General features: G+C 67.8%; 8 protein-coding genes and 1 rRNA gene. 7 read left to right on the top strand and 2 right to left on the bottom strand.

Annotated features, from left to right (window positions below):
* Nucleotides 1-579: ribosomal RNA gene (locus ACR4XJ_RS15540) — 16S ribosomal RNA — on the bottom strand; the annotation flags it as partial.
* 651 nt (nt 580-1,230) lie between these two features.
* Between ACR4XJ_RS15540 and rdgC the strand changes: the two genes are divergently transcribed.
* The 7 genes from rdgC to ACR4XJ_RS15505 all read left to right on the top strand — a co-directional run bounded on the left by rdgC (nt 1,231) and on the right by ACR4XJ_RS15505 (nt 9,649).
* Nucleotides 1,231-1,848, top strand: coding sequence for a recombination-associated protein RdgC (gene rdgC, locus ACR4XJ_RS15535; RefSeq protein WP_434756058.1), 618 nt, complete (start codon nt 1,231-1,233; stop codon nt 1,846-1,848).
* Between the two features lie 22 nt (nt 1,849-1,870).
* Nucleotides 1,871-2,407, top strand: coding sequence for a hypothetical protein (locus ACR4XJ_RS15530; RefSeq protein WP_434756057.1), 537 nt, complete (start codon nt 1,871-1,873; stop codon nt 2,405-2,407).
* Nucleotides 2,408-2,682: 275 nt separating this feature from the next.
* Entirely contained in the window at nt 2,683-3,714 is a 1,032-nt protein-coding gene (locus tag ACR4XJ_RS15525; RefSeq protein ID WP_434756064.1) for an ABC transporter permease, read from the top strand.
* A complete protein-coding gene (locus ACR4XJ_RS15520; protein ID WP_434756056.1) occupies nt 3,711-4,565 on the top strand; it encodes an ABC transporter permease in 855 nt (284 codons plus the stop codon). Before ACR4XJ_RS15525 ends, ACR4XJ_RS15520 begins: the two co-directional genes overlap by 4 nt.
* Before the next feature lie 3 nt (nt 4,566-4,568).
* Nucleotides 4,569-6,344 (top strand): glycosyltransferase family protein, encoded by a 1,776-nt coding sequence (locus tag ACR4XJ_RS15515; RefSeq protein WP_434756055.1) that lies wholly within the window; start codon nt 4,569-4,571, stop codon nt 6,342-6,344.
* 13 nt (nt 6,345-6,357) lie between these two features.
* The gene (locus tag ACR4XJ_RS15510) at nt 6,358-7,995 is read left to right on the top strand and encodes a DNA repair protein RecN (RefSeq protein WP_434756054.1); all 1,638 of its coding nucleotides are present in this window, start codon (nt 6,358-6,360) and stop codon (nt 7,993-7,995) included.
* 112 nt (nt 7,996-8,107) lie between these two features.
* Nucleotides 8,108-9,649, top strand: coding sequence for a hypothetical protein (locus ACR4XJ_RS15505; RefSeq protein WP_434756053.1), 1,542 nt, complete (start codon nt 8,108-8,110; stop codon nt 9,647-9,649).
* Between the two features lie 93 nt (nt 9,650-9,742).
* Here the strand turns inward: ACR4XJ_RS15505 and rnr are convergent, their stop codons facing one another.
* On the bottom strand, nt 9,743-12,400 hold the full coding sequence (gene rnr, locus ACR4XJ_RS15500; RefSeq protein WP_434756052.1) for a ribonuclease R: 2,658 nt from the start codon (nt 12,398-12,400) through the stop codon (nt 9,743-9,745).
* Nucleotides 12,401-12,508: the final 108 nt, after the last annotated feature.

Here is a 12,508-nt window from a genome sequence, read left to right as displayed (position 1 = left end):
TTTACGCCCAGTGATTCCGATTAACGCTCGCACCCTCCGTATTACCGCGGCTGCTGGCACGGAGTTAGCCGGTGCTTCCTTTGGAGGTACCGTCAGACCACGGCTGATTAGCACCATGGCGGTTCTTCCCTCCTGACAGAGGTTTACGACCCGAAGGCCTTCATCCCTCACGCGGCGTCGCTGCGTCAGGCTTTCGCCCATTGCGCAATATTCCCCACTGCTGCCTCCCGTAGGAGTCTGGGCCGTGTTCCAGTCCCAGTGTGGCCGATCACCCTCTCAGGTCGGCTACCCATCGTCGCCTTGGTGGGCCATTACCCCGCCAACAAGCTAATGGGACGCGGACTCATCCATGAGCGGTAGCTTGCAAGCAGAGGCCACCTTTCCCCCGAACTATGAAATCGGAGCGTATTCGGTATTAGCGACCGTTTCCAGCCGTTATTCCCAACTCATGGGCAGATCATCCACGCGTTACTCACCCGTGCGCCGCTTTACTCAGGCCGAAGCCCTTTCACGCACGACTTGCATGTGTTAGGCACGCCGCCAGCGTTCAATCTGAGCCAGAATCAAACTCTCCAGTTGAAAAACTGAAGTCGCACGAACGCACCGTAATTGGCGCACCCGCACGATTGATTATATCGTAAAGGCTGATTCCTTCCCGACTCGCTATTTACTTGTCAAAGAACCATGGTCTGTTCAGACCGCCGGCCGGGCCAGTGCCCGAGCCTTTCCGCCGTGCACATTGAGCGTGCGGGCGGACTTTCAGATATGCTCCTTTCGGAGACATCCGTCAACACCCTTTCGCGTTTTTTCCGCGACGGTCATGCTGACCATTTGCCCCGTCCGGTCCTGCGCACCCCCCTTGCAGGAGGCGTTGCCGGTTCCGTTCGGCGCGGAGGTGGTTTCTACGCGAAACCCGGATGAAGTCAACACCGTTTTCCAATTTTCTTGAAATTCATATTCAATCCACTGAGAATACAGGCATAAAAAGCACATCTCCCCCGAACGAAAAACCCCTTGCAGGGGTACTCGCGCCCCCGGCGACATGCGTGGTCGCTTCCGGAACCACGACGACGGGCGGCATTCACCCTCTGCTCGAAGACTTCGGACAGGCTGCCGCCCCCCGTAACCATGCCATCCGCCCGTCCCGTCCTGCGCACCATGCCCACGGGGTGGCGCGCCACGACAAGATAGGCTAGGTATGTGCCCAATCCGCAACCAAGGGAGACACCAATGGGTTTTCTCAACGCCAGCAGCAGCTTCACCCGGTTCCGCATTGCGGACCCGGTGCCCGCCACCCTCTGGCCCACCCTGCCCGACAAGCTGAAGCAGTTCTGCTTCCGCGACATCGACGCCACTTCCGACGAGCGCTCGTGGGGCTGGGTGTGCTTCGACGACATGCTCGACACGGCCTGGCGCACCGCCCCGCCCGAGAAGGGCGGCTACATCGCCTTTTCGCTGCGGCAGGACACCCGGCGCATTCCCGCCGCCGTGCTCAAGAAGCACCTGTCCCTGGCCCTGCGCGAGGAAGAGGCCCGCAACAAGGAGCAGGGCAAGAAGTTCGTCTCGCGCGAGCGCAAAAAGGAACTGAAGGAGCAGACCCGGCTGCGCCTGATGTCGCGCTTTCTGCCCATCCCCGCGGAATTCAACGTGCTGTGGGCCATCGACACGGGCATCATCTACTTCGCCTCCACCCAGTCGAAAATGATCGACCTGTTCTCCGACTATTTCACGCTGACCTTCGACCTCCACCTGGAGCCACTGACGCCGTACGCGCTGGCCGCCTCCATGCTGGACGAGGCCGCCATGACCCGGCTGGACACGCTGGAACCCACCCGGTTCGCCGGGTAGGCGCGCCGGACAAGGATACACGATGAGCGACACCCCCTATCTCGGCCAGACCACCGACGTGATCTTGGGCCAGGAATTCTTGACCTGGCTGTGGTACCGCAGCGAAACCGCGCCCGGCTCGTTCCGCATGCGCGACGGCAGCCCCTTCGGCGTGCACATGGAGCAGCGCATCTCGGTGCAGGGCGGCGAGGGCGAAAGCCTGGAGACCGCCACCGTGTCCGGCTCCATGTCGCCCCTGCGCGAGGCGCGCCTGGGCCTGACCACCGGCAAGAAGGTGACCCGCGCCCTGCTGCGCTTCGAGCGCGAGGCCGATTCCTGGCAGGTCAGCCTGCGGGCCGAGGACTTTTCCCTCAACAGCCTGAAGACCCCCACCGTGGAAAAGGACGGCGAGGGCGGGGACGACGACCCCGACGCCCGCCTGCTGGAGAAAATCTACCTGATCGAAACCTGCCTCGGCTTCCTGGACGAGGTGTACCGCCAGTTCATGGAGGTGCGCCTTTCGCCCCGCTGGGCCGAGGAAGTGCGCGACCTGCGCGGGTGGATGGAGCACGAGGCGTAGGGGGCATTTCTAAATTGTCCTTTCGCCCGTTGGCGTCGTCAAACTTCGCCTGCCATCTCGGTTGAATACGGGAAGAGTATACGCCCTCATGGCAGGCTTGTTTTCCTTGCCAACGAACGAAAATCCTCATTTAGAAACACCCCCTAGACGCAGCGACCACAGGCTTCAAGGACATCGACGACGTGACCAGCGATCTTCGCGACACCCCGCCACCACCGCCCGCCGCCGGAGAAATCCGGGCGGACGGCGCGCGGCCCGCGCAGCGTCCCGGCCGCATGGCCGCCACGTTGCGCCGCATGGCCCGCAAGCTGGCGTGGATGCTCTTCGTGTTCTGGGGCATCACGGTGATCAGCTTCTGGGTCATCCACCTGGCCCCCGGTTCGCCCACGGACATGCAGACCACCATGAACCCGCTGGCCGGGGCAGAAACCCGCAAGAGACTGGAATCACTGTACGGCCTCGACAAGCCGCTGCACGTGCAGTACGTGCAGTGGCTGGGCCGCCTGGCCCGGCTGGACTTCGGCAATTCCATGTCCAGCGACCCGCGCCCGGTGTGGGACAAGATCAAGGAACGATTGCCGCTCACCGTGGGCATGAACGTGGCCTCGCTGGTGCTCACCCTGCTGTGCGCCATACCCATCGGGGTGGCCTCGGCCCACTGGCAGGGCAGGCTGTTCGACCGGGCCATGACGGTATTGGTATTCATAGGGTTCGCCATGCCGGGATTCTGGCTGGCCCTGCTGCTGATGCTGCTGTTCGGCATCCACCTGCAATGGCTGCCGCTTTCCGGCCTGACCTCGCTGGATCACGCCGCCATGACGCCGCTGGGCAAGGCGTGGGACATCCTGGCGCACCTGGCCATGCCCATCTTCATCTATACCTTCGGCAGCCTGGCCGGACTTTCGCGGTTCATGCGCGCCTCCATGCTGGAAGTGCTGCGGCAGGACTACATCCTTACCGCGCGGGCCAAGGGGCTGCCGGTGCGCACCGTCATCTTCCGCCACGCGTTGCGCAATGCGCTGCTGCCGGTCATCACCATCCTGGGGCTGTCGCTGCCGGGGCTCATCGGCGGCAGCGTGATCATCGAATCCATCTTCGCCCTGCCGGGGCTCGGCCAGCTGTTCTACCAGGCGGTCATGGCGCGCGACTACCCGCTGATCATGGGCAACCTGGTGCTGGGCGCGGTGCTGACCCTGATCGGCAACCTGCTGGCCGACCTGTGCTACGGCCTGGCCGACCCGCGCATCCGGCTCACCGGGGGCACGGGCGGAGGCGGTGGTGACGCGAACGGTGGGGGCAACGCATGAGCGCGGCCGCCGCATTCTCTCCCCGCCGCTGGCTGCACTTCTGGGCGCGCCACCCCATGCTGGCCACCGGCCTTTCGCTGGTGCTGGCCATGTCGGCGGCGGCCCTGCTGGCCCCGTGGATTTCCCCGCACGACCCCACCGCTCTGGACCTGACGGCCATCCTGCAACCGCCGTCCTCCGCACACCCGCTGGGCACCGACGCCCTGGGGCGCGACGTGCTCTCGCGCATGCTGCACGGGGCGCGGGTGTCGCTGTGGGTGGGCTTCGTCTCCGTGGGCATCTCCGTCGCCATCGGCCTGGCGCTGGGGCTGGCGGCGGGTTACTTCGGCGGGCTGACGGACGAACTGATCATGCGCTGCGTGGACATCATGCTGTGCTTCCCGTCGTTCTTCCTGATCCTTGCGGTCATCGCCTTCCTGGAGCCCAGCCTGCTGAACATCATGGCGGTGATCGGGCTCACCTCGTGGATGGGCGTGGCCCGGCTGGTGCGCGCGGAAACCCTGTCCCTGCGCGAGCGCGACTTCATCGCCGCCGCCCGGCTGGCCGGGGCCGGGCCGGTGCGCATCCTGGGCCTGCACGTGCTGCCCAACGCCGTGGCCCCGGTGCTGGTTTCCGCCACGCTGGGCGTGGCCGGGGCCATCCTGACCGAATCGGCCCTCAGCTTTTTGGGGCTTGGCGTGCAGCCGCCCATGCCCAGCTGGGGCAACATGCTGCTGGAGGGCAAGGACGTGCTGGAGATAGCCCCGTGGCTGTCCATCTTTCCCGGCTGCGCCATCCTGTTCACCGTGCTCGGCTACAATCTGCTGGGCGAAAGCCTGCGCGACCTGCTGGACCCGCGCCTGAAGCGCTAGGCCATGCGCATCGCCTGCGTCGGCACGCACCTGGCAGCCGGGTTCCGGCACATGGGGCACGAGGTGCTGGACCTGCACCCGCCCGGCGGCATGGTGGACATCACCGCCCTGCTCGACGCGCGCGGCTTCGCTCCCGACCTCCTGGTGCAGCAGGAAACGTTGGGCGCGCGGGTCATCCTGGCCGGGCTGGAAACCTTGCGCTGCCGCAAGGCGTACTGGGCCATCGACAGCCACCTGAACATGCACTGGCACCGCCATTACGCGCGGCTGTTCGACGTGGTGTTCACCCCCCACCTTTCGCTGTTCCGGGCGCTGCCGCCGCAATGGCGCCACCCGCGTCCCGTGCATCTGGCCATGAGCGGCCACGACCGCCCGTGGCAACCCCACACGCAACGCGGCCACGACATTTCCATGGTGGGCGTGCTGGACAAGTACCGCCCCCTGCGCGGCTGGCTGGCGGAACTCCTGCGGGACCGGTTCGGGGTGCAGGCCCGGCAAGGCGTGCCCTTTGCCGAAATGCTGCGCCTGTACGGCGACACCCGGCTCATCCCCAACGAATCCATCGGGTTCGAGGTCAATTTCCGGCTCACGGAAGGGGCCTCGTGCGGGGCCTGCGTGCTCACCCCCGACGTGGGGCCGGACCAGGACGCGCTGTTCGACGACGGACGCGAAATGGTGGTCTACGCCGACGGCGTGGACCTGCTGGAAAAATTGCGCTTCCTGCTGCGCAAGCCGGACGTGGCCGAACGCATCGGCCGGGCCGCGTGGGAACGGGTGCGGGCGCAACACCTGCCAGACCACCGGGCGGCGACCGTGCTGGACAGCATGGACGAAGCGCCGGATGGAGCCGCCACCGGGGCGGACGGTGCGGAAGCCCTGTGGCTGGCACTGTCCCATAAGCAGCGCGGCGGCATGCTGGAACTGCCGCCCGGCGCCCTGGCCGCCGCGCTGGACGCCCTGCCCGAAACGCCCGCCAGCCTGGCCGCCCGGCTGCGCGCCGCCGCGGAACCGCCCAAGGGGCAACCGCCCCTGCCGGTGCGCGAAACGCCCGCGCTGGCGGCCCGGTTGGACCGGCTGCTGGCCACCGGCGTTCATGCCGGCGACGTGGACGTCAACGTGGCCGCCGCCGGGGCCGCGCTGGTGCGCGGCGACCTGAAGGCCGCCAAGCCCTTCTGGTACCGGCTGCATCAGGCACGGCAGGTGCGCGAGCCGGAAAAGCCGCAGTCGGTGTACCACGCCTGCCTGCTGTGGGCGGAACTGCTGCGCCGCGAGGGCCGCGACGCCCAGCCGGGGTTCACCTACGATCCGCAGCGCCACTGCCCCGAGGCCGCCTTCGAAATGCTGGTCCTGGCCCAGCGCTTCGGCGGCGGCGACCTTGAATGGATGCGGGGGGTTGAACGCTTGACTTCACGCCGCAAGGCGCTCACCTTCTACAGGCTCGGCATCCTTGCGCGCCTGGCGCTGGAACCCGGCGCGCCCTGGCGCACCCAGGCCGAATTCGGCCTGACCAGCCTGCGCGCCTACCGCGTGGAGCAAGGGCTGCACGAACTGGCCGAAGCCGGACGGCGCGCCACGGCGGACGGACAGGAGCGGGCCTTCCAGCGGCTGCTGGGCGGACACGGCCCCGGCGGACACCTGCGCCGGGGGCTGGACGCGCCGCCCGCCGCAGCGCCCCCCACGGCGCGGGGCGTGGAACCGGATGCGGGACCGGACGCCGAAGCCGACATTTCACCGGACGCCGCCTCCGCCCCCACGGCGGACGGCGACGGCCGGACCTGAGCAAGGACACCTCATGCTGGAATACCTGCGTATTCGGGACCTCGCGCTCATTGAGGACATGGAACTGGACTTTGCCCCCGGCCTCAACGCCCTTACCGGCGAAACGGGCGCGGGCAAGAGTTTCATCCTCAAGGCGCTCAACTTCCTCATCGGCGACCGCCTGGCCTCCGACATGGTCCGCCCCGGCAAGGACAAGGCCCACGTGGAAGCCCTGTTCGCCCTGCCCGACGGCGACATGGTGCTGCGCCGCGAACTGACGGCCGACACCGGCCGCAGCCGTCTGTTCATCAACGACCGGCTGAGTTCGCAGGACGCGGTGCGCGACATGCGCGCCTCGCTGGTGGTGCACACCAGCCAGCACGGCCAGCAGAAGCTGCTGCAACCCGCCTTCCAGGCCCGGCTGCTGGATGAATTCCTGAACCGGCCGGATCTGGTGGCCGCCCGCGACGAAGCCTTGAAGGGGCTGCGCGAGGTGGCCGCGCAACGCGAAGAACTGGCCGCCCGCGCCCGCAGCCTGGAAGACCGGCGCGACGTGCTGGAATTCCAGCAGCGCGAGATCGACAAGGTGGCCCCCGAGGCGGGAGAAGAGGAACGGCTGGAGGAACGCCGCCGCGCCCTGCGCGACGTGGCCTCGGCGCAGGAGGCGCAGGAACGGGCCCTGGCCGTGCTGCGCGGCGAGGGCGGCCCCGGCGTGGCCGAGACGTTGGGCTTGCTGGAACGGTCGCTGGACGGGCTGGCCCGCCTGGGCGCCGCCCCCGGCTCGTCTGGTGACGCCTCCGGCTGGTCTGGCGACGTGGCCGCCATTTCCGCCTTCCGGCAGGGGCTGTCCGACCTGGAACGCCGCCTGCGCCGCCGTCCGGCGCCCACCGCGTCCGATTCCGATGACGACCTGGACGTGGAATCCATCGAAAAGCGGCTGTACGAACTGGCCCAGTTGAGGCGCAAGCTGCGCCGCACCCTGGACGAGATCGTGGATCTGCGCCGCGAGATCGAGGAGAATCTTTCGTTTCTGGACGCATGCCGCCTGGACCTGCGCACCCTGGAGCGCGAGGAGGAAGCTCTGAAGGAACGGCTGTGCGCCGTGCTGGCCGGCCTGAACCCCGCCCGGCGCGAGGCGGCCGCCCGGCTGGCCCAGGCGCTGGAGGGCGAACTGACGGGCCTGGGCTTTTCCGAGCACGTGCGCGTGGCCTTCGAGTTCACCCCGTACGAGCCGTGGCCGGGCTGCGTGGAGGACCGGGCGCGCCTGCTGTGGGTGCCCAACCCCGGCCAGCCGCCGCAGCCGCTGGACCGCATCGCCTCAGGCGGCGAGCTTTCGCGCTTTCTGCTGGCGGTGGTGGGGCTGATGGCCCGCGACGAGGCCGCCACCCTGATCTTCGACGAGGTGGATTCCGGCGTGGGGGGCCTGACCCTGAACCGCGTCTCGGACCGCTTGGCCGCGCTGGCCGAACGCAGGCAGGTGATCCTGATCACCCACTGGCCGCAGTTGGCCGCCCGCGCGGACCGGCACTTCCAGGTCAGCAAGGAGGTGGCGGACAACGCCACCTTCACCCTGTGCCGCAGGCTGGACGGGGAGGACATCCGGAAAGAGCTGGCCCGCATGGCGGGGGGCGGCGGCCAGGGCGAAGCCATGGCCCGCGAGCTGACTTCATGATATCTGGTTGACAATCCGCCCGTCAGCGGACAGAGACGGACAGCACCCCCATGTGCGAATGGGGGATTACACCCAGTCTCGCACCGCCGAACGACGCACGCAGGAACTTGCCATGACCGACGCGCGCAACCATGATCCCACACAGGGCCCGCCGCCGGATGAACGGCTGGCCGCCTACGTGGCCTGCCTGGCCGCCACCAAGGACCGCCGCGCCGTGCGCGAGGTGGTGGAGCGCGAGGTATTGCTGTGCCTCATCCGCACCAACAGCGAGCGCATCAACGAATATCCCCTGCTGGAAACGCAGCAGCGGTCCATCATCGAAATCGTGGCCGCGCGTGGTGCGATGGACCCGCTGCACGAGCACATCCGCAAGCTGGTGGGCGAATTCGTGGCCCAGTTGGGGCAGTACGCCAAACCCGGCGGGGCCGATTCCAGCCTGCTGCGCACCGGCCTGGTGAACACGGAAACCCTGCTGCTGAAATGCGTGCAGGGCGTGGTGTACACCACGGCGCTGTGCACCGACAATTTCATCGAAACCCTGGTGCGCGCCTACGGCGAAGAGGCCCTTGGCCCCTCCGACGCCATCACCGAATCCACCGAACTGGACGAACAATACTGGCGCAAGCATTTCGCGCACTTCGTGGCGGGCCTGGTGGACGAGGCTTATGACGCCATCATGGCGCAGGAGGCGTTCACCCTGGCCAAGGAACGCTCGCTGCTGGTCATCCGCTACCCTTTCGACGCCCTGCTGGAACGGTTGTGCCGCACGCCCAGGCCCCTGGACAAGACCCGGGTGCAGAACCTGTTCGAGTACGAGACGCGCGACTTCGCCAGCCGCAAGGCGCGCAAGCTGGTGCACGACATCCTGCAGGGCATGGCCGCCCGGCCGGACTACCCCTTTGCCGCAGGCGACATCGACTTCATCAGCCAGATCGTGTGTATCGACCCCGCCGCCCGCGAGATGGAAAAGTTGCAGACCCTGCTGCTGTCCGGCGGCCTGTCCGCTGACCTGGCCGGGGCGGAAGCCGATGCGCAAGGCGCGCCCGCGCCCGACGTCAACCCCGAGCAGGTGCAGTTCCTGCGCGACCAGGTGGTGGGCATGGCGTGCAGCGTGGCCATCACCCTGAACCTGCTGCGCGAGGATTTTTTGCGGGCGCTGGACGGCTTCTCTCCCAAGGAGACGGCCATCGTGCGCCGCACCCTGGGCGACTTTTCCCTGCCCTGTCTGGGCAAGGCTCTGCAATCGCTGCTGGAATTCCAGTTCGTCACCCTGTTGCGACGCCGCGCGGGCGAGGACATGGGCAAGATCCACATCCGCACCCGCAAGGAGCGGCGCACCTCGGTGGCCGCCGTGGAAACGCTGTTCGATTCCGGGATGACGCGCATCCGGCGCAACAAGTTGTGGCAGCAGGATCCCGGCCGGGCCAACATGCTGCTGTTCCGCCCCCAGACGGCCACTGAACTGGAATCGCTGCTGCACCTGTTGCAGATCGAGCCGCAGCTGGCCCGCGAGATCGGCTCGCTGTGGACCGACGCCTCGTTCCGGGTGGAGTTCGCCCTGTACATCAGCCTGGACCTGCTGTCGCGCTCCACCACCAACCTGAACCAGCGCCTGGCCGAACTGCTGGCCCGCTTCGGCATCACCCGGCTGTAGCCGGGGCATGCCCCCGCGCCTTTCCGCAACGAAACGCCGCCCCGGAGGAGAACCTCCGGGGCGGCTTCATGTGTCCGGTATGAACGGCGAAATCTAGGCGGCGCCGTCACTGTCCTTCGGCTTCCCGGCCTTGGCGGGCTTCGCCTGGTCCGGCTTGCCCTGCCCGAATGTGGACGCCTTGGCCTTGGCGGGTTTGTCGCCGCCCGTCTTCTTCGGTGAAGCCTTGGCCGTGCCGCCCTTTCCGGATGCGGCGGCCTTGCCGGATTTGCCGGATTTGCCGGGCTTGGCGGATTTTCCGGGCTGGGCAGGCTTGGCGGCCTTTTCCTCTCCGGCGTTCTTCGGAGCAGAGGGCTTCGGGGCAGTCCCCTTGTGGGCGGCGGGCCGGGGGCCGGGTTTGCCGCCCCGCCCCTTGCGCGGCGCGTTCTCGAACGGTTCCGGCAATTCCGTGGGCATGGGGTCGTCCCAACTCGCGTCGGTGGTGGACCGGGCCTTGGCCTTGCGCGACGCGCGCCCGTCGAGCCCGGCACGATCGCGTCCGGCACGATCACGCCCGGCACCATCGCGTCCGGCGGGCCGGGGCTTCCTCGCGCCCGTGGACGCCACGGCGTCGGCACCGGCCAACGCCAGGTTCACTTCCAGCCGGGCCACGTTGACCTCGGCCAGGCGCACGGTCACGGCCTGCCCCAGCCGGAAGCTGCGGCCGGTGCGCTCGCCCACCAGTTCCTGCCGCTCGGGCAGGTAGCCGTAGTAGTCGTCGTCCAGCGACGACAGGCGCACCATTCCCTCGGCCAGCACCTCGTTGAATTCCACGAAGAAGCCGAAGTCGATGATCCCGGAAATGACCCCGGTGAACTCCTCGCCCACCCGTTCGGACAGGAACAGCACGGTGATGCGCTTGAGTATCTCGCGCTCGGCCTCCATGGCCACGCGCTCGTTGGTGTTCAGGGTGTCGGCGATGGTCAGCAGCGCCCGCTCGCCCGGCAGCGGCCCGTTCACCGGCAGCCCCAGCGTGCGGCGCAGCGCCCGGTGCACTACCAGGTCCGCATAGCGCCGGATGGGCGAGGTGAAGTGGCAGTAGCATTCCGAGGCCAGGCCGAAATGTCCTTCGTGCTCGGGCGAATAGCGGGCCTGCATCATGGTGCGCAGGGCCATGCGGCTGACCAGGAATTCCTGGTCCGAGCCCTTGGCCGCCTGCAACACGCCCTGCAACGCCTTGGCCGACGGCTTGCCGGGCAGGTGCTGCGCCAGCGAGGTGCGGGCCAGCACTTTGAACAGCCCTTCCAGCTTTTCGGTGTCCGGCTCCGGGTGCACCCGGTACAGGAAGCGGGCGTTCTTCTCGGTCAGGAAGCGGGCCACCGCCTCGTTGGCGGCGATCATGAACTCCTCGATGATCTGGTGGCCGAAGTGGCGCACCTTGCGGCCGATGTCCACCGTCTCGCCGTAGATGTTGAAGATCACCTCCGGCTCGGGCAGGTCGAAGTCCAGGCTGCCGCGCTCGTCGCGCTTTTCGTGCAGCAGGCGGGCCAGCCGTTCGGCGCGCTCCAGCAGGGGCAGCACCGGGGTGAGCAGGCGGCGCTCCTTCTCGTCCTTCTCGAACAGCGCCCGGTTCACCTGGCCGTAGGTCAGGCGGGCCTTGGACTCGATGACCGCCGCGTAGAACTTGCTGCGGCCGGGGCTACCGTCGGCGTAGAAGAAGGTTTCCGCCACCATGGCCAGCCGGGGCACGCGCGGGTTCAGGCTGCACAGCCCGTTGGAAAGGGCCTCGGGCAGCATGGGCTCCACCGACTGCGGGAAATAGTACGAGTTGGACCGGGCCTGCGCCTCGCGGTCCATGGCCGAGCCGGGCCGCACGTAGTGGCCCACGTCGGCGATGGCCACCCACAGGCGGTAGCCGGTGCCCTGCTCTTCCACGTACACGGCGTCGTCGAAGTCGCGGGCCTTGGCCCCGTCGATGGTCACGAACTCCAGGTGGCGCAGGTCGATGCGCCCCTCCATGTCGTCGCGGCCGGGCGCGGCGGGCAGGGCCTGCGCCTCTTCCAGCACTTCGGGCGGAAAGTCGGTGGGCACGTCGTGGTTGATCTTCACCAGCCGTTCCTGCACCAGCACGTTGTCGTCGGCGCCCAGCACGGCAAGCCCGGTGGCAGCCCACAGGCCGTCCTCCACCTTTTCGCCGGGGGCCGCCACCACAAGGTCGCCCTTCTCGGCCTTTTCCTCCACCGCGCTCATGTCCACCACGAAGCTCACGGCCATGCGCGGGTCGGCCGGGCGGCACAGCAAGCTGTGCCTGCCCATGCGGCGCACCACGCGGGCGGGGATTTCCTTGCGGCCCCGCTCCAGCACGCGCACGATGCGCCCTTCCGGATTCTTGCCGTGGCGGCCGGGCAGCAGGGCCACCACCACCTTGTCGCCGTGCCAGGCGTCGCCCATCTGATAGGGATGCACGTAGATGTCGTCGCGCCCCTTTTCCTCGGGCAGCACGAAGCCCATGCCGGAACGCTGGATGGACAGGGTGCCCGTGACCAGCCGCAACTGCTCCACAAGGCCCCAGGCCCCGCCGCGCAGGCGGATGATGCGGCCCTGCCGGACGAGGTCGTCCAGGCGGTCCTCCAGTTCCTTCTTCATGTGGCGGTGCAGACCCAGCATGCGCATCAGCACGTCGATCTTCAGCGGGCGGTGCGCCTCGCGGAACAGGGTCGCCAGGTCGTTCGCGTCGGGCAGCACGTGGCTTTCGTCGCGTTTCTTCTTTGTCATGTATGAATGTCCTTTCCGGCCGGGCCGGAGTGAAAGATGTCGAATGCGGGCGGGCTGCAAACTGTGGCCGGTCGTGGCCGGTTGTAGCCAGCCGGGGCCGGTCGGGAC

This window comes from Nitratidesulfovibrio sp. D1, assembly GCF_051133415.1.
Classification (GTDB): Bacteria; Desulfobacterota; Desulfovibrionia; order Desulfovibrionales; family Desulfovibrionaceae; genus Cupidesulfovibrio.
Note: the sequence above shows the minus strand (reverse complement) of the source record. Positions and strands in the feature narration are given on the sequence as shown.

Excerpts from the sequence above, each read along its gene's own strand:
- rdgC (WP_434756058.1), top strand. The coding sequence starts at position 1,231 with ATGGGTTTTCTCAACGCCAGCAGCAGCTTCACCCGGTTCCGCATTGCG.
- ACR4XJ_RS15530 (WP_434756057.1), top strand. The coding sequence starts at position 1,871 with ATGAGCGACACCCCCTATCTCGGCCAGACCACCGACGTGATCTTGGGC.
- ACR4XJ_RS15525 (WP_434756064.1), top strand. The coding sequence starts at position 2,683 with ATGGCCGCCACGTTGCGCCGCATGGCCCGCAAGCTGGCGTGGATGCTC.
- ACR4XJ_RS15520 (WP_434756056.1), top strand. The coding sequence starts at position 3,711 with ATGAGCGCGGCCGCCGCATTCTCTCCCCGCCGCTGGCTGCACTTCTGG.
- ACR4XJ_RS15515 (WP_434756055.1), top strand. The coding sequence starts at position 4,569 with ATGCGCATCGCCTGCGTCGGCACGCACCTGGCAGCCGGGTTCCGGCAC.
- ACR4XJ_RS15510 (WP_434756054.1), top strand. The coding sequence starts at position 6,358 with ATGCTGGAATACCTGCGTATTCGGGACCTCGCGCTCATTGAGGACATG.
- ACR4XJ_RS15505 (WP_434756053.1), top strand. The coding sequence starts at position 8,108 with ATGACCGACGCGCGCAACCATGATCCCACACAGGGCCCGCCGCCGGAT.
- rnr (WP_434756052.1), bottom strand. The coding sequence starts at position 12,400 with ATGACAAAGAAGAAACGCGACGAAAGCCACGTGCTGCCCGACGCGAAC.